Annotated in this window: 25 protein-coding genes; 17 read left to right on the forward strand and 8 right to left on the reverse strand. The window is 66.3% G+C overall.

Annotation, left to right across the window (positions count from 1 at the left end; genetic code table 11):
* Positions 1–10: 10 nt before the first annotated feature.
* Positions 11–370 (reverse strand): DUF2218 domain-containing protein, encoded by a 360-nt coding sequence (locus tag HMPREF2791_RS09145; protein ID WP_070475061.1) that lies wholly within the window; start codon positions 368–370, stop codon positions 11–13.
* A gap of 113 nt (positions 371–483) precedes the next feature.
* Here HMPREF2791_RS09145 and HMPREF2791_RS09150 point away from each other — a divergent pair, with 113 nt between their 5' ends.
* From HMPREF2791_RS09150 to HMPREF2791_RS09170, 5 genes are all read left to right on the forward strand, one after another.
* Positions 484–1,392 (forward strand): DUF808 domain-containing protein, encoded by a 909-nt coding sequence (locus HMPREF2791_RS09150; RefSeq protein WP_070475060.1) that lies wholly within the window; start codon positions 484–486, stop codon positions 1,390–1,392.
* 21 nt (positions 1,393–1,413) lie between these two features.
* Positions 1,414–2,466 (forward strand): hypothetical protein, encoded by a 1,053-nt coding sequence (locus tag HMPREF2791_RS09155; protein WP_070845102.1) that lies wholly within the window; start codon positions 1,414–1,416, stop codon positions 2,464–2,466.
* Between the two features lie 53 nt (positions 2,467–2,519).
* On the forward strand, positions 2,520–2,939 hold the full coding sequence (locus HMPREF2791_RS09160; RefSeq protein WP_070475058.1) for a cupin domain-containing protein: 420 nt from the start codon (positions 2,520–2,522) through the stop codon (positions 2,937–2,939).
* 153 nt (positions 2,940–3,092) lie between these two features.
* On the forward strand, positions 3,093–4,544 hold the full coding sequence (locus HMPREF2791_RS09165; RefSeq protein WP_070475057.1) for a DUF4185 domain-containing protein: 1,452 nt from the start codon (positions 3,093–3,095) through the stop codon (positions 4,542–4,544).
* 42 nt (positions 4,545–4,586) lie between these two features.
* Positions 4,587–6,038, forward strand: coding sequence for a DHA2 family efflux MFS transporter permease subunit (locus tag HMPREF2791_RS09170; RefSeq protein ID WP_246825495.1), 1,452 nt, complete (start codon positions 4,587–4,589; stop codon positions 6,036–6,038).
* On the opposite strand, the gene HMPREF2791_RS09175 is transcribed toward HMPREF2791_RS09170, so the two are convergent.
* On the reverse strand, positions 6,035–6,547 hold the full coding sequence (locus HMPREF2791_RS09175) for a pyridoxamine 5'-phosphate oxidase family protein (protein ID WP_070475055.1): 513 nt from the start codon (positions 6,545–6,547) through the stop codon (positions 6,035–6,037). The genes HMPREF2791_RS09170 and HMPREF2791_RS09175 overlap by 4 nt on opposite strands.
* An 82-nt stretch (positions 6,548–6,629) precedes the next feature.
* On the opposite strand from HMPREF2791_RS09175, the gene HMPREF2791_RS09180 reads away from it, so the two are divergent.
* Positions 6,630–7,358: a spermidine synthase gene (locus HMPREF2791_RS09180; RefSeq protein WP_070475054.1), complete on the forward strand. Its 729-nt coding sequence runs from the start codon at positions 6,630–6,632 to the stop codon at positions 7,356–7,358.
* 3 nt (positions 7,359–7,361) lie between these two features.
* Here HMPREF2791_RS09180 and HMPREF2791_RS09185 read toward each other — a convergent pair whose 3' ends face one another.
* Positions 7,362–7,853: a 2'-5' RNA ligase family protein gene (locus tag HMPREF2791_RS09185; protein WP_070845104.1), complete on the reverse strand. Its 492-nt coding sequence runs from the start codon at positions 7,851–7,853 to the stop codon at positions 7,362–7,364.
* 10 nt (positions 7,854–7,863) lie between these two features.
* Positions 7,864–10,149: an ATP-dependent DNA ligase gene (locus HMPREF2791_RS09190; RefSeq protein ID WP_070845105.1), complete on the reverse strand. Its 2,286-nt coding sequence runs from the start codon at positions 10,147–10,149 to the stop codon at positions 7,864–7,866.
* Positions 10,150–10,184: 35 nt separating this feature from the next.
* On the opposite strand from HMPREF2791_RS09190, the gene HMPREF2791_RS09195 reads away from it, so the two are divergent.
* The 4 genes from HMPREF2791_RS09195 (at position 10,185) to HMPREF2791_RS09210 (ending at position 14,253) form a co-directional block, all read left to right on the forward strand.
* On the forward strand, positions 10,185–11,045 hold the full coding sequence (locus tag HMPREF2791_RS09195) for a non-homologous end joining protein Ku (protein ID WP_070475117.1): 861 nt from the start codon (positions 10,185–10,187) through the stop codon (positions 11,043–11,045).
* Positions 11,046–11,160: 115 nt separating this feature from the next.
* Positions 11,161–12,408, forward strand: a complete 1,248-nt coding sequence (locus tag HMPREF2791_RS09200) for an ABC transporter substrate-binding protein (protein WP_070845106.1) — start codon at positions 11,161–11,163, stop codon at positions 12,406–12,408.
* 3 nt (positions 12,409–12,411) lie between these two features.
* Entirely contained in the window at positions 12,412–13,497 is a 1,086-nt protein-coding gene (locus HMPREF2791_RS09205) for a FecCD family ABC transporter permease (protein WP_070845107.1), read from the forward strand.
* A gap of 3 nt (positions 13,498–13,500) precedes the next feature.
* On the forward strand, positions 13,501–14,253 hold the full coding sequence (locus tag HMPREF2791_RS09210; RefSeq protein WP_070845108.1) for an ABC transporter ATP-binding protein: 753 nt from the start codon (positions 13,501–13,503) through the stop codon (positions 14,251–14,253).
* 20 nt (positions 14,254–14,273) lie between these two features.
* Here the strand turns inward: HMPREF2791_RS09210 and HMPREF2791_RS09215 are convergent, their stop codons facing one another.
* The gene (locus tag HMPREF2791_RS09215) at positions 14,274–15,047 is read right to left on the reverse strand and encodes a MerR family transcriptional regulator (RefSeq protein ID WP_070845109.1); all 774 of its coding nucleotides are present in this window, start codon (positions 15,045–15,047) and stop codon (positions 14,274–14,276) included.
* A 51-nt stretch (positions 15,048–15,098) separates the two neighbouring features.
* On the opposite strand from HMPREF2791_RS09215, the gene HMPREF2791_RS09220 reads away from it, so the two are divergent.
* The 5 genes from HMPREF2791_RS09220 to HMPREF2791_RS09240 all read left to right on the forward strand — a co-directional run bounded on the left by HMPREF2791_RS09220 (position 15,099) and on the right by HMPREF2791_RS09240 (position 20,525).
* Complete coding sequence (locus tag HMPREF2791_RS09220) at positions 15,099–15,593, forward strand: DUF1707 SHOCT-like domain-containing protein (RefSeq protein ID WP_070845110.1); 495 nt, start codon at positions 15,099–15,101, stop codon at positions 15,591–15,593.
* Positions 15,594–15,630: 37 nt separating this feature from the next.
* On the forward strand, positions 15,631–16,263 hold the full coding sequence (locus HMPREF2791_RS09225) for a hypothetical protein (protein ID WP_070845111.1): 633 nt from the start codon (positions 15,631–15,633) through the stop codon (positions 16,261–16,263).
* Positions 16,264–16,371: 108 nt separating this feature from the next.
* On the forward strand, positions 16,372–17,892 hold the full coding sequence (locus HMPREF2791_RS09230) for an HNH endonuclease signature motif containing protein (RefSeq protein ID WP_070845112.1): 1,521 nt from the start codon (positions 16,372–16,374) through the stop codon (positions 17,890–17,892).
* Between the two features lie 25 nt (positions 17,893–17,917).
* Positions 17,918–18,460, forward strand: coding sequence for a DUF488 domain-containing protein (locus tag HMPREF2791_RS09235; protein ID WP_070845113.1), 543 nt, complete (start codon positions 17,918–17,920; stop codon positions 18,458–18,460).
* A gap of 70 nt (positions 18,461–18,530) precedes the next feature.
* On the forward strand, positions 18,531–20,525 hold the full coding sequence (locus HMPREF2791_RS09240) for a bifunctional metallophosphatase/5'-nucleotidase (RefSeq protein WP_070845114.1): 1,995 nt from the start codon (positions 18,531–18,533) through the stop codon (positions 20,523–20,525).
* On the opposite strand, the gene HMPREF2791_RS09245 is transcribed toward HMPREF2791_RS09240, so the two are convergent.
* Both HMPREF2791_RS09245 and HMPREF2791_RS09250 read right to left on the reverse strand, forming a co-directional pair.
* Positions 20,522–21,364, reverse strand: coding sequence for a trypsin-like serine protease (locus tag HMPREF2791_RS09245; protein WP_070845115.1), 843 nt, complete (start codon positions 21,362–21,364; stop codon positions 20,522–20,524). The genes HMPREF2791_RS09240 and HMPREF2791_RS09245 overlap by 4 nt on opposite strands.
* The gene (locus HMPREF2791_RS09250; RefSeq protein WP_070845116.1) at positions 21,345–22,184 is read right to left on the reverse strand and encodes a DUF418 domain-containing protein; all 840 of its coding nucleotides are present in this window, start codon (positions 22,182–22,184) and stop codon (positions 21,345–21,347) included. The genes HMPREF2791_RS09245 and HMPREF2791_RS09250 overlap by 20 nt, the downstream gene beginning before the upstream one ends.
* Positions 22,185–22,279: 95 nt before the next feature.
* On the opposite strand from HMPREF2791_RS09250, the gene HMPREF2791_RS09255 reads away from it, so the two are divergent.
* Both HMPREF2791_RS09255 and HMPREF2791_RS09260 read left to right on the forward strand, forming a co-directional pair.
* Positions 22,280–22,948, forward strand: a complete 669-nt coding sequence (locus HMPREF2791_RS09255) for a response regulator transcription factor (RefSeq protein ID WP_070845186.1) — start codon at positions 22,280–22,282, stop codon at positions 22,946–22,948.
* Complete coding sequence (locus tag HMPREF2791_RS09260) at positions 22,945–23,976, forward strand: sensor histidine kinase (RefSeq protein WP_070845117.1); 1,032 nt, start codon at positions 22,945–22,947, stop codon at positions 23,974–23,976. Before HMPREF2791_RS09255 ends, HMPREF2791_RS09260 begins: the two co-directional genes overlap by 4 nt.
* Here the strand turns inward: HMPREF2791_RS09260 and HMPREF2791_RS09265 are convergent.
* Entirely contained in the window at positions 23,959–25,059 is a 1,101-nt protein-coding gene (locus HMPREF2791_RS09265; RefSeq protein WP_083327958.1) for a Dyp-type peroxidase, read from the reverse strand. The genes HMPREF2791_RS09260 and HMPREF2791_RS09265 overlap by 18 nt on opposite strands.

Below are 25,059 nucleotides of genomic sequence, written 5' to 3' on the forward strand. Positions count from 1 at the left end.
TGATGCTACATCATCGATTCGGCGCTTCCGGCTCGGAGACCGCGAAGCTTTGCCCCGGTCCGTCACCGCGCTGCCACTGCACGGCGAGCCCGTCCCGGGCACCGAAGCGCACGAGGTGCGTGCCTACTACACGTTCGACGCGCTCGACCGCGTCGGCGGTGCCGTCGATACGCATGTGCAGCTCCCCCTCTACCGCAGCGAGGCTGCACCGAGTGCTCTCCCCTGCTCCGTCTTGCGCGCGGAAGACAATCGCGCCTTCGCGTGCGGTGTCGTCCCACGACGCCTCAACTTTCCTGCTGAAGTGGGAAGCGAGCTGTTTGGCGTAGCGCTCGGGACGGGCTGTTTTCACGATGGCCTGGGATGTCTGCATGACACCACCCTAACAGAGGTTAGGCAATCCTTACCCCACCCCGCAAGGCCGGTTACACCTGTTTCCGTATACTGGCCGAGTTACTTTCCCCACCTCCCGAGGAGAACCCCCACATGGCCGGTGGCCTACTCGCCCTGCTCGACGACGTCGCCCTGATCGCCCGCCAAGCCGCCGCAAGCATCGACGACGTCGCCGGCATGACCGCAAAGACTTCTTCGAAGGCCGCCGGCGTTGTCATCGACGATGCCGCGGTGACCCCGCAGTACCTCGAAGGCGTGACGCCGGCACGCGAGCTGCCGATGATCTGGCGCATCACCAAGGGCTCGCTGCGCAACAAACTGGTCTTCATCCTGCCGGTCGCACTGCTGCTCAACGCGTTTGCGCCGTGGGCGCTGACCCCGATCCTCATGCTCGGCGGCACCTACCTCGCGTTCGAGGGCGCGGAGAAGATTGCGCACAAGCTGTCGTCCGACGCCGACGCGGAAGCCGAGCAGGCCGCCAACAAGTCCGACCAGGACGAAGACGCCCTGGTCAAAAGCGCGATCCGCACGGACCTGATTCTGTCCACGGAGATCATGTTCATCTCCCTCGACGAGGTCAAGGACCAGCCCGTGTGGATGGAAGCCGCCGTGTTGGTCGCGGTAGCCATCTTCATCACCATCGCGGTCTACGGCGCCGTTGCGCTGCTGGTCAAGATCGACGACATCGGCCACGGCATGATCAAGCGCGGCAACGCCGAAAAGACTGGCCGTGCGCTGGTCAAGAGCATGCCGTACGTGCTCAACGCGATCGGCATCATCGGCACCGTGGCGATGCTGTGGGTGGGCGGCCACCTGCTCATCCGCGGTTTCGACGCGGTCTTCGGCTGGCACTGGCCGCACGACGTCATCGCGATGGGCCAGGAGGCCGTCGGCGGCGGCGCGCTGGGCTGGCTGGTGGACACCAGCGTTTCCCTGGTGGCCGGCCTGGTTGTCGGATTCATTGTGCTGGGCGCGGTGAAGCTGGTGAAGAAGGTGCGTTAGCGCCTGCCTACAATTCCCTCCATGGCAGCCAAGCAGTATTCCCTCGCCCCGTCGACGTGGGGTGCCGGCGTGGAAGTCCCGGTGGACCACGTCTCGCAGGCCGCCCTCTTCTCCGACTTCGCGGGCCGCAGAGGCACCACGTACGTCGATGTGGTGTTGGAGGCGAACCCGCTGAACCGCTCGTGGCGCGTGCGCCGCCGCAGCGGCGGCGAACTGCCTGGGCCGGTGCTGGGCGAGGTCGCGCCCGAGTGGCGCTCATACTTTGACGAGCTGGAGCGCGTCCACTCGTCGTTTCTGCAGCCCGCCACGGTGGCCGCGGTCAGCCTCAACAAAGACACGGGGCGTTTCGACGTCCACGTGGTCCTGCCGCAGCCGCAGCTCGCGGTGCCACGCAACAACGCGCCCGAACAGGCCGCGGTGCTGCTGCCGGGCGACATGCTGGTCATCGACACATCCGTCGGCGAGTTCTCCGCCACCGAGCTCGAAGCCCGCTCCCCCGGACAGTGGTTCGTGGGGCTTGTGCCTATCGACGGCACGCCGCTTGCCACCCTCGACGGCCGCGTCCTCGGCGCCATCGCTGGCCCTGACGGCGAGGCTGTGCTCGAGTGGTTGGCAGGCTTCCCCAACGGCGGACTATGGGCACGCGCGGTGGTCTTAGACGGCATGGCCGCGCTCGACGCCGCCGGCCCAGACGAGGGCACCGAGCAGATCCCCGCATTGAATGCCGCGCCGCAGCGCCGTCCGGAGCCGTGGCAGCTCATCGAGTTTCCCGGCGGCGGCTGGGCCGTCACCGTGGAGCGCGACTTCGCCACCGACCCGGGCGACGAGGTCAAGCCGAAGCACACCGCCCGCTACGTCTCCCTCGGCGGCGGCGCGCGCCCCGAGGAGCTCGCAGCCCCCACGGAGATGTTCGGCCGCGTGGACGAACCCGCCGAACCCGCATCCCCGAAGCGACCGGAGCCAACCGCCGTGGCCGCGCAAAACACCCGCGACGGATACCTCACTGAGGTGGAGAAAGTCCAGCTCAGGAGGAAAAATCGGAAGCGGCGGCGGGGCGGACGCCACCGTCGATAAGCAAATGCCCCTAGGCTGAGGTGTGGACCACTTCCAACAACCGAGGAGGCACGATGGCTGACAAGGGCCCGAACCCGCATGTAGTGGACATTGAGAAGGCGACGCTGGACAACGAGGCGTTCCGCGACACCCTGTGGACCGGCAAGAACCTGCAGCTGACCGTGATGACCATCCCGGTCGGCGGCGAAATCGGCGCCGAGATCCACGACGACCACGACCAGTTCCTCCGCCTCGAAGAAGGCGAGCTGCGCGCGCAGATCGGCCCATCCGAGGACGACCTGGAAATCGACGAAGTGATCAAGGCTGACTGGGCCGCATTCGTGCCGGCCGGCAAGTGGCACAACTTTGTCAACGAATCCGACGCGCCGGCAAAGCTGTACTCCATCTACGCCCCGCCGGAGCACGCCCCCGGCACCCGCCACGAGACGAAGGCGGACGCGGATAACGACCCGCAGGAAACCGACGCGGTCTAGAACCGACTATCAGCGCAGCTGCGCAGGTGAAAGCCCGGAAACGACAGGCTCGTTTCCGGGCTTTTCCGAACGCCGACTGAGGTGCGTTTCAGGTGCTAGAGTGCTCTCTGGTTCTGAAATGTCTAACCAACATCTGTAGAAAAGGCGAGCCTCATGCGCACCCAGACAAAACCGACGATCCTTCTCAGCGCTGGTGTGGCTAGTGCCCTTGCACTGTCCACAGTGGCCGTCCCCCAGGCCCAGGCGGAGTCGAGCCTGTCCAGCCTGTCTTCCTCCTCCGGCACCCCAGCGAAAAAGAAGCGCGAGAAAAAGCCCTGGGTGCCCGTGGAGCCGCCGAAGAAGACCGCGTCGAAGCCGCTGCGCCTTCCCAACGGCACCACCATCCAGATCATGGACGACGTGCTGGGCAAATACTCCGCCCACACCGGGTTCCGCACCGGCGACCTGGGCGCGATGGCGCCGATGGGCAACGGCGAGTTCGCGATGATCTTCGGCGACTCCTTCCGCGGCAACTTTGGCCAAGGGTGGATGAGCCCGGTCGGCGTGGTGGCCACGATGGACGAGGACGGCTTTATCAAGATCCTCCGCCCCATCGACAACGCCTCCGAGGTCAGCGACATGATCTCGTACCACCGCGTCAACGACAGCACCTTGATCCCCTCCGACGTGATCAACGTGGACGGCACGCTGTACCTGCACGGCACCTTCCACGCCCCCTTCGGCAACGTGGTCTCCTCCAACGTGTGGAAGTCCGACAACGGCGGCTCAACCTGGGAGGAGATCAGCTCCACCCGCGGCAACCACATGGGCGGCATGACACAGCTGATCAGCTGGGACCAGGGCCCCGACGGCTACATCTACGCCACCACCACCAAGTTCGGCCGCGAGTCGCCGGTGTACCTGTGGCGCTTTACACCGGAAGACATTGACAGCCCGGGCAATTGGGAGGCCTACAGCGCCCAGATTGACGATTGGACCGACCAGGCCGAGCCGATTCTGGAGTCGGGCGTGAAGGCCGGCGAAATGTGCCTGCGCTACATCGACGGCCACTGGGTCCTGGTCATGTTCAACGAGGACAACCACGACGTCGAAGTGCGCATCTCCGAGACGTTGGAGCGCGACTGGGACGATGTGCGCGCAGTCAAGATCGCGCGCAACGGGTCCTGGGACAACAAGCAGACTCCGCTGAACTGGTCGCAGCCCTACGGCGGCTACATCGTGCCGGGCTCGCACCTGGACGACATGGACATTGTGGTCTCCCAGTGGAACACGTCCGACAACAGCCGCTACACCGCCACCCAGTTCAACGTGAAGGGGCTGGACAAGGTCTACGGCATTGACGCGGACGAGGTGCGCGAGGAGCCGGAGGTCACGGAGGTCAAGCAGGAGTCCGTGGGCACCCCGGACATGGAAGCCGAAGACAACCTGGTCAACGACAAGCCGGAGCTATTCATGTCCTCCGAGGACAACGACGCACTGAACACTCTGCGCACCGTCGGCATCATCCTTGGTGTGCTCGCGGGCATCGGCGTCATCGGGGCGGTGACGCTGCCGATGTACAGGGACATGCTGCCTGAGCCGATCCAGCAGATGCTGCCGATCTAGGCCTTCCGGTAGGTCCCAGTAAAGCCCAGTATCATCTCCCCGATGCAGGAAACCTCTACTCGCTCACCGTGGCCGGCCCTGTGGTCGATGATGTTGGGCTTTTTCATGATCCTGGTGGATTCCACCATCGTTTCGGTGGCGATCCCCGCGATCTCGGAAGGCCTGGACGCCTCCTACAACGAGGTCATCTGGGTCAACTCCGCGTACCTTTTGGCGTACGCGGTGCCGCTGCTGATTACCGGCCGCCTCGGCGACCGCTTCGGCCCCCGCACCATTTACCTGATCGGCCTGGCGCTGTTCACCGCGTCGTCGCTGGCGTGCGGGTTAGCGTCGTCGACGGCCGCGCTGATCGCGGCCCGCGCGTTCCAGGGGCTGGGTGGTGCGATGGTCACCCCGCAGACGATGTCGGTGATGATCCGCACGTTCTCCCCGAAGGAGCGCGGCGGCGCGATGGGCGTGTGGGGCGCTACTGCGGGTCTCGCCACCGTGACCGGTCCGTTGTTGGGCGGTGTGCTTGTCGACGCCTCCGGTTGGCCCTGGATCTTTTTCGTCAACGTCCCTGTCGGTGTGCTCGGCCTGGTGCTGGCGTGGATCTACGTCCCGCGGCTGGAGAAGACGAACCGGCACTTCGACTGGGTAGGCGTTGCATTGAGCACGGTGAGCATGTTCTGCCTGGTCTTCGGCATACAAGAGGCGGAGAACTTCAACTGGGACTGGCGCGTGTGGGCGCTGGTGCTCGCAGGCGCGACGACGATGGCGCTGTTTTTCCGCTGGCAGTCGCGGCAGGGCGGCAGCGCGCTAGTGCCGCTGGCACTATTCAATGACCGTAACTTCTCCCTGGCCGGTGCCACCATCTCCACCGTCGGATTCGCTGTTTCCACCTACATCATCCCGTGGATGATCTACGTGCAGACGGTGCAGGGCTTTACCCCGACCCAGGCGGCGCTGCTGGTGCTGCCGTCGGGTGTGGTCTCCGGACTGCTGTCGCCCTGGATTGGCAAACTCACCAACACGCACGACCCGAAGCCCTTCGCGATCACCGGCCTGTCCCTGGCGGCGGTGTCCATGGGGATCTCCGCGCTGATCACCACCCCGGCGGTGGATCCCCGCTGGATGTACGCGGTCGCCGTAGTCTACGGCGTGGCCAACTCGTTGATATGGGGGCCGCTTTCCATGATCGCCACCCGCAATCTGGACCCGCGCCTCGCCGGCGCCGGCTCCAGCGTGTACAACACCACCCGCCAGATCGGTGCGGTGATCGGCTCGGCGGCGATCGCGGCGATGATGTCCTCGCAACTGGCCGCAACGCTTGGCGACGGGGCGGGCGCCGGTGATTTCGCCGCCGCAGGTCAAACGTCTGGCCCGCTCCCGGAGGCGCTGCGCGAGCCGTTCGCGCTGGCGATGGGCAACTCGATCTGGCTACCGTGCGCAGTCATCGCCGTCGGCGCTGTCGCCGCGTGCTTCTTCGCACGGACGAAATCCTGGAATGATTAGTTATCCATGATGCGGGCGCGCTCCCAGTAGCCGACCTCGTCGCGCCGGTAGATCACCCTGTCGGTTTTGAGCCGGTCTTCCCACAAGTAGAAGAACTCGAAGTGTTCCGGCGACACGCACCACAGGTTGAACCGCTCCCCGTCCACCTTGCGGTGAGCGGTGCCTTTCACGCGCACGGAGCGCCTCAGCGGCTGCCACCAGAAGGTGAGCGCGGCCGCCCAGGTGTTCTCCAGCTGCTGGACCTTGGCCGTGTTCTTGCCGGTGCCGAAGTGGAATCCGTCTGCATCCAGGTGGAGCATGTCCATGATGCGGGCGTCTGGGAGCCCGTTTTCGTCCACGGTCGCAACTGACGTCGCGCTGACGTCGCGCATTCCCGCGTCCACGGCCTCCACGAACCATTCCGCGAACAGCTCGTTGGGGTCGCTCGGCAAGGACGTCAGGTCAGGGGCAGCAATGGGTTCCTGGGTTGTTTCCAGTTCCCCGATGTAGTCCCGTGACAGATAAACCATGTTGCGATCGTACCAACCCCGCCTACCCCCGGGCGCTCGAAACGGGTGCGATACCGACCACACAACAGGTATGCATACTCCCATGCCCAACAATCGCCGCAAGCCACGCGCCCCAAAGAGGCGCATCGCGGGCACCTACCCCATCGACACCGGCACGGCCGCCATTGTCGCGGACCCGGACCGGGACGGTGCATACGTGCTGGAAGTCAACCAGGTGCCATCGTCGTACGTCGTGCCCGGCGCGCCGGAGGTGCTGGGCTACGACTACATGGCATGGATCGCGGACTTCATCGAGGCCGCGGACTTGCCGGAGCCGTTTGCCGCGGTGCACCTGGGTGCGGCTGGCTGCGCGTTGCCCAGCTACGTGCAGCACCGGTGGGACAGCCGCAACATCGCCGTCGAGCTGGACCGCGGGCTGGCGCGCCTAGTGCGCGAGGTGTTCGATCCGCCCGTGGAGATCGCGGTGGCGGAAGCCCGCGCGTTCACCCACGCGCTCGCGCCGGGCTCGGTGGACGTGATCGTGCGCGACGTCTTCGCCGGCCCCGACACTCCCCGCCCGCTGACCACGGTGGAGTTCTACCGGGCCGCACACCGCGCGCTCACGCCGGGCGGGTTGTTCGTGGCCAACGTCGGCGATGTGGCGGGCCTGCCGCACACCCGCGCCACCCTTGCCGGGCTGCAGCTGGTCTTCGCCCACACTGCGGTCACTTTTTCGGGCCGCGGTTACGGCAACGTCGTCGTCGCCGCGTCCGACGCGCCGCTCTCAGGCACACAATTGCCTATCGACGGCGCTGCGCCCGTCCACGATTAGCCCCTAAAACTCGAATTCAGTGCCCAAACTGGGCTGGTAGAACACCGCCCGCTGCGCGGTGAGCTCCTTGAAGTGCGGGGAGGTGACCTCCTGCAGCGCGGCGATATAGTCCGGCACGGTGCGTTTGGGCAGGCGTAGCCCCATGGTCAGGTGCGGGATCCAGCGCTCGCCGCGGCCATCCGGGTTCGCGGCGCTGACAGCTCGGGCTGCGCTCTCGAGCTCCTCCGGCGCCTCGAGCAGCCAGGCCACGGTCTGCTTGGACTTGGTGCCGAAGATGGCGAGCCCGGAACGTCGTAAAGCTGCAGGCAACACAGGCGGCAAAAGGTCGCTTGCCGCAGCGATGGCGCGGCGGTGCATGGCGGGCGCGAAGGTGACGGAGATGTGCGGGCGCTGGTGTTGCTGGGGAAAGCCGCGGTCGGCGAGCTCGGCGTAGATGGCGCGGACGGCCTGCTCCTGCGCCTCGGGCAGGCGCAGCAAAATATTCTCGGGCGACACCTTCTCCTCCTCACACTTCCCAGCGGACCTGGCCGGGGTCCTTGTCCTCGCGCCAACCCCTCCATGATGCCTGGCGCATTTTCCTGTCCGCGGTCGCGCCCGCGAGCTGCACCTCGGCGACGAACTTCGGGGTCACCCACCAGGCATCCTTCGCGTCGGAGACGGGGATGTCGATAGGCGGGGTTGTGCGCTCGACGCGACGCAGCTTGCGGCCGATCTCGGTGAGCTGGGCGTTGGAAAAGCCGGTGCCCACGCGTCCCGCGTAGCGCAGCTCGCCGGTATCGTCCGGCACCGCAACCAGCAGCGAGGCGATGCCGCGCTTGCCGGTGCGCACGCCCACGACCACCACTTCCTGGTGCAGGGCGCGCTTGACCTTCAGCCATGCGCGGGAGCGCTCCCCCGGCGCGTAGGCGGAATCGGTGCGCTTGGCCACCACGCCCTCCAGTCCTAGCTCCTCGGCGGCGCGCCACGCAGTGTCGAAGGAGCCCGTGTACGCGGGCGGGATGACCACGTGCTCGGTCTCGGTGAGTTGCTCGAGCAGCTCGCGGCGGGTGCGCCAGGGCTCATGGGTGAGGTCGCGCCCGCCCAGGCGCAGCAGGTCGAAGACCATGTACTGCAAGTTTGCGTTCGTGCCGTGTTGGTCGGCGCGGTGCAAGGCGGAAAAGTCTGGCCTGCCGCCTTCGTCGAGGGCGACGAGTTCACCGTCGACGCGGCCGCCGTCGACAAGCAATTGCGCGAGCTCGTCCGTGTGCGGGAACAGGTGCGTGTAGTCCTTGCCACTGCGGCTGCGGAGGCGGACCGTGTCGCCGACGTCGGCGAGGATGCGGTAGCCGTCCCACTTCATCTCGTAGGTGAACTCGGCGCCGTCTTGTTGTTCGAGGGTGATGTCGCCGCGGGTGGCCGCGGTGGGCAGCATCGGCGCCAGCGGTGTTGCACTGGGCGCGGCGCTGGGTTGGCTGCGTGTGAGCTTGAGCAGCCAATTCTTCTCGTCGGTGCGGATCAGCGCGAAGCGGCGCGGGATGCCGCCCAAGCCGCCGCCGTCGCGGCCGTGGAGGATGGCGATGACTTCGTTGTCGCGCCACTTTTCAATCTCGCAGGTGCCGATGTCCCAGATTTTCACCGTGCCCGCGCCGTACTGGCCCTTCGGGATGGTGCCCTCGAACTCGGCGTACTCGACCGGGTGGTCCTCGGTCTGCACTGCGAGGCGGTTGACGTCCGTGTCCAGCGGCGGGCCCTTCGGCACCGCCCAGGAAACAAGCACCCCGTCGTGCTCCAGGCGGAAATCCCAGTGCAGGTGGGAGGCGTCGTGCTCGCCGATGACGAAGATCGGTTCGCCGTCGCGCGGTTGGGGCGCCGCGTCGGGCACGGGTTCGCCGGTCTTGTCCTTGTCGCGCATGGAGCGGTAGGTGGCCAGCCGGTCCTCCCCCGCTGCTCCAAGGTCGGCGATCGGGTCGAGGCCGTCCTCCACCCGCGCGATGACCTCGTCGAGCTCCAGCTGCCGCAACGCCGGGTCCGCGATCTCCTCCCACGTGCGCGGCGCCGCCACGGTGGGGCGCTCCCGGCCACGCAGCGAGTACGGGCTGATGGTGGTCTTCTTCCCGTTGTTTTGGCTCCAATCAATGAACACGCGCCCCGTGCGCTCCGCCTTCGCCATGACGGCGGTGATGCGGTCCAGGTGTGCGCGCTGCAGGTGCTGCGCGAGGGTTTTGGCCACCTCGGTCACTGCCTCTGCGTCGCTGGTGCCGTCCAGCCCCGCGTACAGGTGGAAGCCCTTGGACCCGGAGGTCACCGGCACGCAGGTCAGCCCCATGTCCTCGAGGATCCCGCGGCACATCAGCGCCACCTCGGCAGTGTCGTGTAGTTCGACGCCGGGGCCCGGGTCCAGGTCCAACACCAGCCGGTCCGGGTTTTGCGGTTTGCCGTCCGCGCCGAAGCGCCACTGCGGGGTGTGCAGCTCGAGTGCCGCGACTTGGGAAAGCCACGCGAGGGTGGCGGAGCCGTCGATAAGCGGATACGCGTTGACGCTCGTGGTGTGCTGGATGGTGCCGGTGGGCACCCACGCGGGCGCGGAATCCTCGAGGTCCTTGCGGAAGAAGCTTTGCTTATCGACGCCTTCGGGCCACCTCTTCCTGGTCACCGGACGCCACCTGACCTGCGGGACGAGCACGTCGGCGACCGCCTGGTAGTAGCGCATGACATCGGCCTTTGTCGTGCCGGTGACCGGGTAGAGCACCTTGTCCAGGTTGCTCACGGTGAGCTCGCGGCCGCCGACGCGGACCTTCTGGTCATTGCCCATGACCCCACTGTAGAGGCGTGCGTAGAGTGAAGCGCATGCGCGCAGTTTGGACCGGTTCCGTCACATTCGGCCTTGTCAACGTCCCCGTCAAGGCGTACGGGGCAACCGAGGACCACGATTTGTCATTCCACCAAGTCCACGACAAAGACGGCGGGCGCATCCGCTACGAGCGGCGCTGCGAGGTCTGCGGCGAGAAGGTGGAGTACAAACACATCGACAAAGCGTTTGAGGAAGACGGCGACACCGTCGTGATCACCGACGAGGACTTCGACTCCCTGCCCGAAGCCGACAACGACGAGATCGAAGTCGTGCAGTTTGTGCCCGCGGACCAGATCGACCCGTTGATGCTGGAGAAGTCCTACTACCTGGCGCCCGAGGGCAAGACGCCGAAGTCGTACCTACTGCTGCGGCAGACCTTGCTGGATTCGGAGCTGATCGCCGTGGTGCGATTCGCCCTGCGGCAAAAGACCAGGTTGGGCGTGCTTCGGGTGGTGAACAAGGTCATCGTGCTGCAGGGGCTGATGTGGGCCGACGAGGTACGCGAGCTCGACTTCGACGACGAATTCAAAGGCACGAAATCCCGGGCGAAGATCGGCGAGAAGGAGCTGAAGCTGTCCAAGCAGCTGGTGGAGTCCTACGCCTCCGACTTCACGCCCGAAGCGTTCGAGGACGACTACCAGGCGGAGCTGCGCAAACTCATCGACGCGAAGTTCGAGGAGGGCGAGACCCTGGACACCGAGGCCACGTTCGGCGCTGATGACTCGGATGGCTCGGGTGACGACAAGGACAACGTGGTGGACCTCATGGCCGCGCTGAAGGCGTCGCTAAATAAGCGCGACGGCGGCGGGAAATCTGGTTCCGGGAAGAAGTCCGCGAAGAAGGGCAAGAGCGCTTAGGTCCGCGCCCCCGCCTCCCCCCGCAACAGTTGACATTCAGCTTAGGCTTACCTTAGTGTCGCCATAGTTCCTGCAACTTAGCTTAGGCTAACATCACCTAACGAAGGGAAACGTGGTGAAACGTTCACACCGGATCGGCACCCTCGCCGTCTCACTCGCCACCGTCTGCGGGCTGGTCGCCTGCACCGGCGCCGAGACGGCCTCCACTGCCGGCAATGAAACCAGCGATATCAGCACCGAAGTCAGCACAGGGGCGAGCGGCGCCGCTGCCTCAACTCAGACCCGATCCGCTGAGGGCGCGGTGACCGTCACCGACGCCGCCGGCCGCACGCTCCAGTTCGACGAACTGCCGGAGCGCATCGTGCTGGCGGAAGGCCGCGCGGCGTACGCCACTGCCCTGCTACAGGACAATCCGCTGAACAATGTTGTCGCCTATGGCCAGGACTTGGAAAAGGCGGCCGGGGCGTTCCGCGAGAAGCTCTTCGAGATGCAGCCGGAGGCGAAGGACATGCCGGAGATCGGCATGATCCACAAGGGCGACGTCACCGTTGAGAACCTGCTGGCGCAGAAGCCGGACGTGGTGATCATGACGCTGGACCAGAAGAAGTCCGTGGAAGAAAGCGGCTTCATCTCCGATTTGGACGCGGCGGGCATCACCTACGCGTTCATCGATTTCCGCCAGAAGCCGCTGGAAAACACCACGGTGTCCATGCAGCTGCTGGGCGACCTGCTCGGCCAGAGCGAGCGTGCGCAGAAGTACAACGAGTTCTACCAGGCCAAGGTCAAGGAGATCACTGACCGGGCGGCGAAGATCGTCGATAAGCCGGATGTGCTGCTGTGGACTGCCGCCGGGTTCAGCGATTGCTGCGCCGTCGCCGGGGATGTGCACCTGGGCACGCTGATCACCGCAGCTGGCGGACACAACTTGGGCCCCGAGGTGCTCGGCCCAGAGACGAAGACACTCACCCCGGAGAAGCTGGTCGAGCTCAATCCCGACAAGCTCATCGTCACCGGCGGCGAGTGGGCGCGCGACCCGAACAAGGCGGACACCTTCCGCCACGTCGAGCTGGGCTACCAGTCCAACCCCGACCTCGTGCTCGAAACGTGCGAAGGCCCGCTGCAGCAGCCGGGCATGGAGCTTCTCGACGCACCAAAGGAAGGCAACTACTTCGCCATCTACCACCAGTTCTACGACAACCCCTTCAACGTGTTCGCCCTCGAGGCGTTTGCGAAGTGGCTGCACCCGGAGGAGTTCGCGGACCTGGACCCGGCGCAGGACTTCAAGGACTTCCACAAGGAGTGGCTGCCGTTCGATTACAGCGGCGTGTTCTTCGTCGACCCCGCGCACCCGGAGGCGATGTAGGGCATGACCACGCACGTGCCCGCGAAACCCGACGTGGCCGAGGACGCCCGCCGGGCCGCGATTGATAGCTACCTCAAGCGCGGGCGGAAGAAGTCCTTCGCCATTACTGGTCTGCTGGTCGCGGTAGTGGTGAGCTTTCTGTTCGCCGTTGTGGTCGGCCCGATCAACATCGCCGTGGCCGACGTATTTAACGCGGTGTTCCACCCGGAGCGGGTGGACGAGCAGACCCTGGTGGTGATTCGCACGCTGCGCCTGCCAGCCGCGGTGATGGCGGTGCTGTGCGGTGCCGCGCTGGGGCTAGCGGGCGGGCAGATGCAGACGATTTTGGATAACCCGCTGGCGGAGCCGTTCACCCTCGGTATTTCGGCCGCAGCGGCGTTCGGCGCCGCGCTGTCCATCGTGATGGGCTGGTCGCTGGCGGCCAACCCGCAGTTCAACCTCGCCGCCACCGCTGCGCTGGCGGCGCTGATCGCCGTAGCGATTGTGGCGGGCGCTTCTGTGTGGCGCGGCGCCACGGCCGAGTCGATGATCCTGCTCGGCATCGCGCTGTCCTTCTTCTTCCAGGCTTTGCTGTCGCTGTTGCAGTACGGCGCCAACGTTGAGGCGCTACAGCAGATCGTTTTCTGGACTATGGGGTCGATGCAGCGCGCAAACTGGACAGCGAACATCATCCTCGCTGTTGTCCTCGCTGCGGCGATCCCGTTCTGCGTGGCCAACGCGTGGCGCCTGACCGCGCTGCGGCTTGGAGACGACCGCGCCGCCGCTCTCGGCATCGACGTCAAACGCCTGCGCCTTGCCACCCTGCTCGTCGCATCGTTTTTGGCGGCCGCGTCTGTGGCGTTTACCGGCATCATCGGGTTCATCGGGCTCGTCGGGCCCCACGTGGCGCGCATGCTCGTGGGCGAGGACCAGAAGTTTTTCCTCCCCGCCGCGGCCGCTGCGGGCGCGATGCTGCTGAGCCTGGCGTACGCGGTGTCGCTGTCTATCATCCCCGGCCTGGCCATCCCGATCGGCATCATCACCTCGCTGGTCGGCGTGCCGTTTTTCGTGTTCCTCATCTTCACCCGTGCCCGCCGGAAGGGGGCGTAGACCATGACCGTTAGCGCGCAGAACCTCTCCGTTTCCTACGGACGGTCCACCATCGTGCACTCGTTGTCGTTCGGCCCGCTCGAGGGCGGGACGGTCGTCGGTCTGATCGGCCCCAATGCCGCCGGCAAGTCGACGCTAGTGAAAGCCATCGCCGGGATTAAAAAGCCGACGGCGGGGTCGGTGACCATCAGTAAGGACGGCGCGGAGCTCACCGGCAGGGACCGCGTGGAGGCGATCGGCTACGTGCCGCAGGACCTGTTGAGCAGCGCCACGCTGACCGCGTTCGAATCGGTCATGGTCTCCGCCCGCCGCCGCGGCGTCGACGGGTGGGACCCGCTGGAGCGCACCGCCGATGTCATGCACCGTTTGGGTATCACGCATCTGTCCGACCGGCTGGTCTCGGACATGTCGGGTGGTCAGCGCCAGCTCGTCGCTGTCGCGCAGATGCTGGTGCGCGAGCCGAGCGTCATGCTTCTCGACGAACCCACGTCCGCCCTCGACCTACGCCACCAAGTCGAACTGCTCCAGCTCATCTGCGACGAGGTCCGCGGGACCGACCGGGTGGCGCTGGTGGCCATCCACGACCTGAACCTCGCCGCCCGCTACTGCGACGAGCTACTCGTGCTCAAGTCCGGCCGCCTCGTCGGCCAAGACACACCCCATGCGGTGCTCACTCCCGACCTGCTCGAAGACGTCTACGGCTTCCGCGCCCGCGTCCTAGACGACGCCGGTGTGCCCGTGGTCTGCCCCGTGTAGGGAGGACAAGGGGGGCGTGGTTAGCCCCACTGCGGGTTGTCCACGTCCACGCCCTGAGCTGCGGCGTGGGCGGTGACCAGCTCCAGCAGGTAATCCTGGGCGCCGTTGTAGGCTTCGTGGAAGCGGGGGTCATCCACGTACATGCGCGCGAGGATGAGCTGGCGCGCCGGGGTGACGTCGTACCACTGGGCGATGCTTGCTCGGTGGCGCTCCACCAGGTCTTCGGCTTCCTGCGAGCCGGGCGCTACGCCGGCGGCGCGGGCGTTGACCAAGTCCGTGGCGAGCGTGTCCTGTTCTTCCTGGAGGCGTTTGAAGTCACCCTCGCCCATTTGAGCGAGCTTTTCCTGGGACTGCGCCCACTCCGGGGTATCGCCCCAGCGCTGTTCGGCTTCTTCCTGGTAGGTAGGCATATCTTCGCCGAGGTACTTCTTCATTGCGTCCATGTCGATAGATCCTTTCGTTGCGTTGTCAATGAGGTGCTGGACAGATGTGAGTTGGGCGTCGAGCGTGCGCCGTCGAGAAGCGAGTGCTTCTTGGTGGTGCTTGAGGGCGCGGGTGAGGGCGGCCCCGGAGGCGTCGAGAAGCTGCGCGATCTGCGCAAGCGGCACGCCGACTCCGCGGTAGAGGGCAATGGCCGCGCCGCGCTCGAGGTCCGCCTCGCTGTAAACGCGGTGGTCGGACCACGTGCGCGCGGGTGCGATGAGGCCGAGCGCCTCCCAGTGGCGCAACGCCTTGGTGGAAACCCCGAGAGCCTCGGCGGCCTCGCCGATCGTGTACTCGATACCATCTGTCATGACTGCGATTGAACAGCTTGCCGCAGGGGCAAGTGCAAGTTGGGAGCGATAATGGACGAAATCCGCGTGGGCGACGCCGAGCGCTCGGACGCGCTGGACCGGCTGGGCACACTGTTCGCAGACGGTTACCTGGATGTGGGAGAGTTCGAAGAACGCACAGGTCAAGCCGCAGTTGCGCGCACGCGCGGGGAGCTTTCAATGCTTTTCGACGACCTCCCGGCCGAACCGGTCGCATTGGATAAACGGACACCGCCCGAGGTCGAACTGGATGAGAAACTCGCAGCGAAGCGAAAGATGGACACCGCGATCTACACCACGTTGATCGGCGGCCTGGCGGTATTTTTTGTGCTGCAGATCGGGTTCGACCTGGACTACGCCTGGGTGGTGTGGCCGGTGGTGGGTATTCTCGCGGTCGCTTGGTACGCCGTCTTTGACATCTCCGACGAGGAGGACGAGGTCCTCGAAGAACTGTTGGAGAAGGAAAGGACCGATCGCGCCGAGCGGCTGAAGCTCGCTGTCGAGCGCCGCAAAGAGCTTGAGAAATAGCCGCGAGTTTCCTGTGCCCGGCGGTTAGAGTGGGTGCATGATGTTGCGACGCGCGGTGGCGCTGGGTGTGGTTGGTTCTGTCGGGCTGGTTTCGGGTTGCGCTGGGGGTGGCGAGCGCGAAACCGTGGTGGTCACGTCCACGCAGTGGGTGGATCCGGATTCGGGTGAGGTTGTGGAGTCGGGCGAGGATTCGGCACCAGTCGAAACTTCTGAGGCCGCGCCCGAAGCACCAGCCGAAGAAGATGCACCTGCCGATAGCCCTGCGGAAGACGCGCCGGTAGTCGTCGACTCGAACGGTGACCTGCTCGTCACCGGCAACGTGGAGGCGTGGTCGACCGAGCAGGCCCGGAAGGGCCGCCCTGCTCCGGCCAACGAAGACCCGGACAACGTGTACTACGTGCTGGTCTTCGACTCCCCTGCCAACATCACAGCGACTAAGGCCGGAAGCCAGGTGGCACAGGAAAGTCCTTTCGCCCGCCTCGGGTCCGTGCAGCACTGGGATTTCGGAACCTCAGATCACACCAACGGCTGGGACGAATACGTAGGAAAGCGGGTGCGGCTGCGGGTTCCACCTAACCACTTCTCGTACTCGTCCGACATGAGCCTGCCCTTCGGCAGCCAGCTCATGCTCAACGACAACGCCGAAGTGGGCATTGAAGTGCTAAATTAATCCCCCTTTCGAACGGCTGTTCTATTTTCGAATGACCGTGTCGGGCGCGTTGTTAGATTGAGTTCATCACTTTCAAACAACCGCACTCCCGGCAGGAAGGAGGGGGCCATGACCAGCGAGATCACCCGGTGCGTCGACGAGATTTCTTCAGCGCTGCGCACGCTCAGCACGCTGTTCGAGGACCCCTCCGCCCTCGTATTTGAGGACGTCCGGCACGACATGGAGCGCTTGGAGGAGCAGTTCAAAAAGAAGGCATCTATCGACGCAGCATTCGCCTTCATCGCCGACCGGGACGATGCCGGACGCACAGTCGGCGCCAACTACCCGAACGCGTACCTGCAGCAGTGCCTGGACCTTTCCAAGAGCGAGGCCTACAACCGTCTCGAGCGCGGCCGGTTGCTGTACGGCGCACCGCCGGAGCCCACCCCTCCCCCGCCCGAGGACGTGGAGGACCTGTTCGACATGGCCGGTGAGGACGCCGAGGCCGCTGCGGAGGCTGCCGCTGAAGAAGAACGCACCCGCCAGAAGAAGGCGCGCGAGAACTCGTCGAAGGTCAGCGCCGAGAAGCAGGACATTATCCGCCGCGAACTGGACAAGCTGCTCAAGGCCGCGTCCTGCGAGCACACCCGCATCCACGCCGAGGCAATGGAAGAGGCCCTGCACCGCAGCCCCGAAGACCTGCGCCTGTTCGTGCGCAAGGAGGTGAACGCGGCGAACCGGAAGCACGCGCCCCACTCCAACCCGAACGCCGGGTTTGAAAAGAGGAGTGCCACCTTTGGCCGTCGCAAGGCAGACGGCATGGTGGACATCCACATCAACGCCACCGCCAGCCACGCCGCACTGATGAAGGCGCACATGGACAAGGGGCTGGCGCCGAACTCGAACCTGCCGGAGGAACTGCAGGGCGAGGCGGATGCGCGCACACCGGAGCAACGCCGATTCGACCAGTTCTTCGCCATCTTCGAGCAGTACGAGGAAAAGTGCCAAAAGGCTAACGACGGGGCCGCGTCCGTCGTACTTGCAATGACTCTCAACGACCTCGCGGACGGCGACGCCGCGATGCTCTTCGACACCAACACCGGCATCGAAGTGGACTGCTTCGACCTCGTGCGCCAGGGCATGGACGGCACAACCGACTTCCTGCTGCAAGTCGACGGGGTCAGCTCCGTGCCGCTGTGGATGGGACGCACCAGCCGGCTGGCGTCAGTGGCCCAGCGCATCGCCATGTTTGCGGTGCAAGGGGTCTGCTTCTGGCTCGGGTGCACCGCGGCCATGTCGGAGTGCGAGGCCCACCACATCCTCGCCTGGATCAAAGGTGGAAACACCGACATCGAAAACCTCACCGGGCTATGTCGCGAGCACCACAGGTGCAACAACGACCACAGGGACGGCTCCTTTAACAAGGGGTACATGGATTTCGACCCGAATACAGGCAGGTCAGGGTTCCGACGGCGACCGAGTGACCCACTCAAATTCAACCAATCGGTCCCGGCGAAACATTCGGCGGTGAGCAGGATCTATGCCGCAAAGGGCAGGTGCGAGTGCGCCAAACACACTGGCCGCGACCCCGCGTTTTACCCGCCCGACCACCCACCGATGAAAGACACTTGGACACCGATGCGAGTGTGATTGCGTCGGGCGTAGCGTGGCCAGCATGCGCATTTACACCGTGGGCCACTCCAACCTCGACTTCGACGACTTCACCGCGATGCTTTCCGCCGCCGGGGTGAAGTCCATCGTTGACGTGCGCAAACTCCCCGGGTCCCGCAAGTACCCGTGGTTCAACGACGACCACCTCGCCGCGCATCTGCCCACCCACGGCATCGCCTACAGCCGCAGCGAGGGCCTCACCGGCCGCCGCAACGTTTCGCGCACCGTCCCCTTCGAGGTCAACGGCAACTGGCGCAACCGCAGCTTCCACAACTACGCCGACCACGCTCTCGGAAGCGAATTCGCCGACGCCCTCGCCGAACTGCGCGACCACGCCGCCGAAATCCCCACCGCCGTGATGTGCTCCGAAGCGGTGTGGTGGCGCTGCCACCGCCGCATCATCGCCGACCACCTCATCGCCCACGGGGATGAGGTGGGCCACATTATGAGGATGACGGCGGAGGGGGCGTCGATAAGCAATGCAACCTTGAACGACGGCGCCGTCATCGCCGACGACCTTCTCGTCCGCTACCCAGAATTCACCTGAAAGAAACCTCACCGCAAAACGGCCTTTCTAAGGTTGCTCTCACACAACCCGACCAAGAGAAAGGCCCCTCGTGTCCGCCCGCTTCCGCATCCAGCTGGTCACCGCGACCACCACCGCCGCCCTCGCTGCCGCCTTCACGCCCTTCACCCCGGCGGCGCTGGCGGCCGAGACCTCCGAGTTCACCATCTCCAACGTCACCGACTTCCACGGCTACTGGGAGGAAACGAAGTTCGTGCCCGGCGCGGCCCACCTCAAGTGCGCCGTGGACAAGGCCGCCGAAGGTAAAACGCACGTCTTCACCTCCGCCGGCGACAACATCGGCGCCTCCCCCTTCGCATCCAAGCTGCTCAACGACGCCCCCACTCTGGACATCCTCAACCTGATGAACCTGCAGGTCTCCGCGCTGGGCAACCACGAACTCGACGAGGGCGCCGACGACTTCTCCAACCGCGTCACCAAGGCCGCGGACTTCGACTACCTCGCCGCCAACGCCAAGACTGTGAAGAACACGAAGGACTACGTGGTCAAGGACCTCGACGGCGCGAAGGTCGCCTTCGTGGGCACCATCACCGACGACATGCCGAACCTGGTCAACCCGACATCCATCGAGGGCATCGAATGGAACGACCCCGTCGCAACCACGAACGAGCTCGCAGAGAAGCTGAAGAGTAGCGGCGAGGCCGACGTGGTCATCGCGCTCGTGCACGAAGGCGGCATCAAGGCCGACGAGTTCTCCGACGCCGTCGACGTGGCGTTCCTCGGCCACTCCCACCAGTCCATCGAGCCCGCCGGCGAGAAGCCGCTGTTGATCCAGGCCGGCTCCAACGGCACCAACCTCGCCAACGTGGATCTGAGCTTCGACCACGCCGCCAAGAAGCTGACAGTGAAACACGCCGAGCTTCTCGACGCCGACACGATCCGCGCCTGCGACACCCCGCAGCCCGAAATCGACGCCGTAGTCAAGGACGCCCTGGATAAGGCCGGCACCGAGGGCAAGAAGGTCATCGGGCACGCGGACGAGGACCTGTACAAGGCTGGAGACAAGGAGTCCCAGCTCAACAACTACATCGCCGAGGCAACGCGCCAGGGTGTGACCAAGAACTCGTCGGTCACCGCCGACATCGGCGTGATGAATGCGGGCGGCGTCCGCGCGGAGCTCGAGGCCGGCGACGTCACCTACGAGCAGGCGTTTTCCGTCCAGCCGTTCGGCGGCGAAAACACCTACGTCGAGCTGAAGGGCTCGGACGTGGTGCAGGCGCTGGAGGAGCAGTGGCGCGACGACCCGGACCGCCCCATGTTCCCTCTGGGCATCTCCGACAACGTCTCCTACACCTACGACCCGGACGCGCCGGTCGGTTCCAAGATCACCTCGGTCACCGTCGACGGCGCCCCGATCGACCCGGAGAAGACCTACGTGGTGGCCGGCTCGACCTTCCTGCTCGCCGGCGGCGACAACTTCAAGGCCTTCACCAAGGGTTCCGAGCCCGCGAACCTCGGCTACGTGGACCTCAACGCGCTGGTGGAGGCGCTCAGCTCCGGCCAGAAGCAGCGCACCGGCCAGTCCAACGTGGGCGTCCACCTCCCCGCCCCGCTCACCGCGGGCAAGGAGGCAACCATCGAGCTCAGCTCCCTGCTCTTCGACAAGGGCGAGGCCGCCACCACTGCAACCGCAACGCTTGGCGACGCCTCCGGTTCCGCCACCATCTCCCCCAACAACGGCGACATGACCGCCAACGAGTACGGCACCGCCACCGTGAAGCTGACCATCCCGGCGGGGATGTCGGGCACCCAGGAGCTGCGCATCACCACCGACGCCGGCACCGAGGTCACCGTCCCGGTCGAGGTTGCGGCCGCCGCGGACCAGGCCAAGCCCGAGCCGAACAAGCCCGCAGAGCCGAACCAGCCCGAGCAGCCCGCAAAACCCAACACCGGCGGCTCGAGCTCCGGCGACCTCGGCTGGATCATTCCCGTCGCAATCGCGGGTGCCTTCGGGCTCGCGAACCTGGTGGCCCTGCTGTTCCCGTTCGCGGTGGATCGGGTGCTGGGGCCCGTCGCTAAGCGCTAGCCCTCTTGCTTACGGCGGGTGGCCATGAACAGGCCGGCCGCCACCAGCGCGAGCGCGCCAAGGCCGAGCACCACGTAGCGCAGGGAGGCGGCGGGCTCCGAGGACTCGCTGGAAGCCCCAGCATCCGCCGAACCCGCGACCACGCCGCGGATCCATTCGGCTTGCTCCGCCACCGGCGCCACCGCCACCGCGGCGTTCGAGGTCATCTCCTCCTCGGTGGGGTTTTCCGGGTCCTCGAACAGGCCGGCCGACATGACGCCGGCGACCTTGCCTTCGGAGAAGATTGCGCCACCGGAGTCGCCCGGCTGAATCCGCGCGCCGTCGTTTAGGGCTACGTCGAGGGCGGTCGGAGCGTCGAAAAGCGCGAGCGGCGATTCCCCGCGCACCGTCGCCTCCGCGGCAGGCAGCTTGGTCGAACCGCCGGAGCCGTCGGAGGACCAGCCGTAGATGTTCACCTCGCCCGACGGCACCGTGTCCGCAACCGAGGCGTAGGAGGAAAGCCCCATGTCTTCGGTGGTGTGCAAAAGCGCGATGTCGCCGCGGGGCGCGACCTCGTGGCGGTCCACCTGGAACACTTTCTGGTCCTCGCCCTGCCCGGTGCGCACCGAGCCGCCCGGCTTGGCGGCCGCCTCGACGCAGTGGCGGGCGGTGATCACCCAGTGCGGGTCGATGGCGGTGCCGGTGCACACGCCGTCGTCGGGGTCGGAGTCGTCCACTCGCACCGAGACCACGGGCTGCGCTTCAGCCGCGTCGCCGGCGAATTGTTCGGAGTCCATCGCCCACGCCGGCTGCGCCGCCATAGCGACACCAACTGCAACACTAATTGCCAACTTTTTCATTATTTTCCTTTCCGACCACCGCCGTGAGGCGGCGAACAATACTTTCCAGCGGCCCGCGCTGAAACACGGCGAGCCAGCCGTACGCGATCACCACGGCGCCGATCACGCTCGCCCACGCCCCGACCCACTGCGCGCTCAGCACGTGCAGGCAATACAGGGTCAGCGTCATCCGCCCCAGCGGCGCGAGCCACCCCAGCCAGCGCCCCGCCAGGCAGCACAGGGAGCAGATGCCTATCGACGCCCCGGCGGTCCCCACCACATCGGCTAGCCCGCCGGTGTGGCCGGTGGCGTCCAGAAGTGGAGGCAACGGCACCCACCAACGCAGTGCAAGGTCGGCCGCGAACAACACACACCCGACGAGTGCGCCGATGCGCAGCGGCATGTGGCGCGCGAACAGGATTCCCGCGACCATGAGCACCGCCCACATCAGCGGCGGGTACGGCGAGCTCGAGGGCGCGAGCGCCGCCGAGCCCAACGTGCCGGCGAAGGCGAGCCACACCAGCCACGCCGAATCCAGCTTCGGCGCCCACGCGAGGACGATCATGCAGACCCCGATCGTGCCTAGAACCACCTCGATGGTCCCGGAGAACGGATCAAGCGCGAAGTGCAGGGCAACGAGGCACGCCCCGCGCACCACGAACTGCGCCGGCCGGGCGCGCATCAGCCCCATGGACACCCCGGCGAGGAACGCGAAGAGCCCCGCGGGGAAGCCGAACAGCAGCTGCGCTTGAATGCCGCCCGGCACGGTCAGGTGCGCGACGATCATCGCGACAAGCGCCACCGCCCGGGCCGCGTCGATTCCAACGATTCTGGTCTGCATGCCGCTTGAAGCTACGAACCCGGGTGTTGCGCCCGCGTTAACGCGGATGTTTACACCGGCGCAACATCGCGGCGCATACGATCGCAACCATGACAATTCGGGTGCTTATCGTGGACGACGAGGCCTTCCTCGCCGACGCCATCGCCACCGGCCTTGCGCGCGCCAGCATGCAGACCCGCGTCGCCTACGACGGGTTCGAGGCGCTGAAGCTTATCGACGAGCTGCCGCCCGACGTCGTCGTACTTGATCGGGACCTGCCCGGGGTGCACGGCGACGTGGTGTGCAGGCACGTCGTGGAGACCCAGCCCGCCACGCGGGTGATCATGCTGACCGCGTCCGGGACCTTGAACGACCGTCTGGAGGGCTTCGACCTCGGCGCCGACGACTACTTGGCCAAGCCGTTCGAGTTGCCGGAGCTGGTGGCGCGGGTGAAAGCCCTGGCCAAGCGCAACGCGCCGGCGCGCGGCGAGGTGTACCGCTGCGGGGACGTGCGCCTGGACACCTTCCGTCGCGAGGTGACCCGCGGCGAGGCGCCGGTGAGCCTCAGCCCGAAGGAGTTCGCGGTACTCAAGGTGCTCATGGAAGCCGGCGGCGGGGTGATCTCCGCCGAGGACCTGCTGGCGGAGGCGTGGGACGAAAACGCGGACCCGTTCACCAACTCCCCGCGCGTGACGGTGTCGCACCTGCGCAAGAAACTCGGCGAGCCGCGCATCGTGCACACCGTCACCGGCGCCGGCTACTACGTGGCGGAGGCCGAGCGATGAGGCTGAGCCTGCGGGCGCGGATCACGGTGATGTTCGTGGCCACCGTCCTCGGCGTCGGCCTGGCGCTGATCGGCCTGGTGTACGCGTATTTGAAGCTCACCCCGGTGCCGGTGATGGCGTCGTTCCCGGGTGCGGACGACGGCGTGGTCATCGACGGCGCCGTGCCCGTCACCGACGAGATCCTGCGCCGCATCCTCCTCGCCTCTTTGGGTGCGCTGGCGCTGCTCACCGCGCTGGCAGGCGTGGTGGGCTGGTTCGTGGCGGGGCTGGTGATCACCCCGCTGCGCTCGATCGCCGACGACGCCCGCACCGTCACCCGCGGCGACTTGAAAGCCCGCATCGACTACGACGGCCCCCGCGACGAGGTCGGCGAGCTGGCTGAGGCCCTCAACGCCATGCTCGATGAGCTCGCCGACGCCGTCGATCGCCAGCGCCGCTTCGCCGCCAACGCCTCGCACGAGCTGAAGACCCCGATCGCGACGATCCAGACCATCGCCGACGTGGCGCTTTCCGGCGACGACGCCGAGCTACGCCCGGCGCTGGGCCGGATCCGCGAGGTCAACGCCCGCAACGCCGCGACCGTCTCTTCGCTGCTGCAGCTGGCCAATGTGCAGGTCCGCGACCGCGCGCCCGTCGATCTGGCCGCGGTGTGCCGCGAGGTCGGCGCCGCCCACAGCATGCCCGTGGATGCAACACCCCTGACGGTCGAGGCCTCCCCCACCCTGATCCGCCAGGCCGTGGACAACCTCGCGCGCAACGCCGCCATCCACGGCACCGGCGGGTCGATCACGCTCCGGCGCGTCGGGGCCGGCGCCGAGATCACCGTCGAATCCGGCGGCGATCAGCTCGAACCGGCGGAGGTCGCCACCTGGACCGAGCCGTTCGCCCGCGCTTGCCGCACCTCGGGTTCCGGCCACGGGCTCGGCCTTGCCCTGGTCAAGGCGATTGCAGAGGCCCACGGCGGTTCGCTCGAGTTGGCGCCCCGGGCCGGGGGCGGGCTCGTCGTAAAGCTACTGCTCCCTGCGTAGCGCGCCCTCGAAGCGCGCCTTCGCCGCCGCGACGTCCTCCGCGTTGTGGGAGGTGGGCACGTCCGCGCGGTCCGGGAAGACGGCCTTGCCCTGCGGCAGGTTGATCGCCGGCTGGTTCGGCTCCTCGCCGCCCTCGCCGCGCAGGTGCGGGTGCGCGTAGTCGGCGCAGTGGTCCAAAAACACGCGCGGCGGGGCGAAGAAGTTGCAGCCGGTCAACGCCTCGGAGAAGTCCAGGATGCGGTCGTAGTTGCCCTCCGGCTCGCCGATGAACATCCGGCGCAGCATCGCTTCGGTGACACGCGGGTCGCGGGCGTAGCTCATGAAGAAGGTGCCCTGCTTGCCCAGCGCGTCGCCGAAGGAGAGGTTGTTGCGCACGATCTCGAGGCCGTTGCCGTCCTCGTCTTCGACCTGGTTAACGGCGACGTGGCTGTTCGGTGCCTTCTCGTCCAGCTCGATGTCGGAGTGCTTCGTGCGGCCGATGACCTGCTCCTGCTCCGTCACCGGCAGGTCGTTCCAGTCCTTCAGGTTGTGCACGTACTTCTGTTCGACGATGTAGCTGCCGCCCTTCCAGATGCCGTCGCGGATGATCGCCACCTCGACGCCTTCCTGGCCGCGGGGGCTTTCGGTGCCGTCGACGAAGCCGAGCGGGTCGCGGAAGTCCTGGTACTGGAAGGCGTGGACCTCGTCGTGGTAGTCGATGTGGTCTTCCACGATCGCGTTGATGCGGCGCGCCAGCTCGAAGGCGACGTCGAACTCGTCGGAGCGGATGTGGAAGAACACATCGCCCGGGGTGGACGGCGCGTGGTGCTTCGCGCCCTGAAGCTCCACGAACTCGTGCAGGTGCTCCGGCTTGTCCAGCGCGAACAGGCGGTCCCACATGTTCGCGCCAATGCCGGCCACCGCGGTCAGGTGCGCCTTGGGGTAGCGGAAGCCCACACCGTTGGTCAGGCTGGACAAGCTAGAGAGCACCTCCAGCGCCGCCTCCTCGCCGCCGTCTTTGAAGCCGAGGGTGAGAAACAGCGCGTCCCGCGACTGCGGGAGGATCACGGTTTGGGTAACTTCTGCCTGGTTCCTACTCGTCAT

It is taken from the genome of Corynebacterium sp. HMSC034A01 (assembly GCF_001838175.1).
Taxonomy (GTDB): Bacteria; Actinomycetota; Actinomycetes; order Mycobacteriales; family Mycobacteriaceae; genus Corynebacterium.

What these genes read in the sequence shown, in the direction of transcription:
- HMPREF2791_RS09215 (WP_070845109.1), bottom strand. Translation starts at nt 15,047, where the DNA reads ATGACAGATGGTATCGAGTACACGATCGGCGAGGCCGCCGAGGCTCTC.
- HMPREF2791_RS09145 (WP_070475061.1), bottom strand. Translation starts at nt 370, where the DNA reads ATGCAGACATCCCAGGCCATCGTGAAAACAGCCCGTCCCGAGCGCTAC.
- HMPREF2791_RS09235 (WP_070845113.1), top strand. Translation starts at nt 17,918, where the DNA reads ATGCGCATTTACACCGTGGGCCACTCCAACCTCGACTTCGACGACTTC.
- HMPREF2791_RS09165 (WP_070475057.1), top strand. Translation starts at nt 3,093, where the DNA reads ATGCGCACCCAGACAAAACCGACGATCCTTCTCAGCGCTGGTGTGGCT.
- HMPREF2791_RS09230 (WP_070845112.1), top strand. Translation starts at nt 16,372, where the DNA reads ATGACCAGCGAGATCACCCGGTGCGTCGACGAGATTTCTTCAGCGCTG.
- HMPREF2791_RS09190 (WP_070845105.1), bottom strand. Translation starts at nt 10,149, where the DNA reads ATGGGCAATGACCAGAAGGTCCGCGTCGGCGGCCGCGAGCTCACCGTG.
- HMPREF2791_RS09260 (WP_070845117.1), top strand. Translation starts at nt 22,945, where the DNA reads ATGAGGCTGAGCCTGCGGGCGCGGATCACGGTGATGTTCGTGGCCACC.
- HMPREF2791_RS09225 (WP_070845111.1), top strand. Translation starts at nt 15,631, where the DNA reads ATGATGTTGCGACGCGCGGTGGCGCTGGGTGTGGTTGGTTCTGTCGGG.
- HMPREF2791_RS09220 (WP_070845110.1), top strand. Translation starts at nt 15,099, where the DNA reads ATGGACGAAATCCGCGTGGGCGACGCCGAGCGCTCGGACGCGCTGGAC.
- HMPREF2791_RS09265 (WP_083327958.1), bottom strand. Translation starts at nt 25,059, where the DNA reads ATGACGAGTAGGAACCAGGCAGAAGTTACCCAAACCGTGATCCTCCCG.
- HMPREF2791_RS09175 (WP_070475055.1), bottom strand. Translation starts at nt 6,547, where the DNA reads ATGGTTTATCTGTCACGGGACTACATCGGGGAACTGGAAACAACCCAG.
- HMPREF2791_RS09150 (WP_070475060.1), top strand. Translation starts at nt 484, where the DNA reads ATGGCCGGTGGCCTACTCGCCCTGCTCGACGACGTCGCCCTGATCGCC.
- HMPREF2791_RS09250 (WP_070845116.1), bottom strand. Translation starts at nt 22,184, where the DNA reads ATGCAGACCAGAATCGTTGGAATCGACGCGGCCCGGGCGGTGGCGCTT.
- HMPREF2791_RS09155 (WP_070845102.1), top strand. Translation starts at nt 1,414, where the DNA reads ATGGCAGCCAAGCAGTATTCCCTCGCCCCGTCGACGTGGGGTGCCGGC.
- HMPREF2791_RS09180 (WP_070475054.1), top strand. Translation starts at nt 6,630, where the DNA reads ATGCCCAACAATCGCCGCAAGCCACGCGCCCCAAAGAGGCGCATCGCG.
- HMPREF2791_RS09205 (WP_070845107.1), top strand. Translation starts at nt 12,412, where the DNA reads ATGACCACGCACGTGCCCGCGAAACCCGACGTGGCCGAGGACGCCCGC.
- HMPREF2791_RS09245 (WP_070845115.1), bottom strand. Translation starts at nt 21,364, where the DNA reads ATGAAAAAGTTGGCAATTAGTGTTGCAGTTGGTGTCGCTATGGCGGCG.
- HMPREF2791_RS09170 (WP_246825495.1), top strand. Translation starts at nt 4,587, where the DNA reads ATGCAGGAAACCTCTACTCGCTCACCGTGGCCGGCCCTGTGGTCGATG.
- HMPREF2791_RS09210 (WP_070845108.1), top strand. Translation starts at nt 13,501, where the DNA reads ATGACCGTTAGCGCGCAGAACCTCTCCGTTTCCTACGGACGGTCCACC.
- HMPREF2791_RS09195 (WP_070475117.1), top strand. Translation starts at nt 10,185, where the DNA reads ATGCGCGCAGTTTGGACCGGTTCCGTCACATTCGGCCTTGTCAACGTC.
- HMPREF2791_RS09160 (WP_070475058.1), top strand. Translation starts at nt 2,520, where the DNA reads ATGGCTGACAAGGGCCCGAACCCGCATGTAGTGGACATTGAGAAGGCG.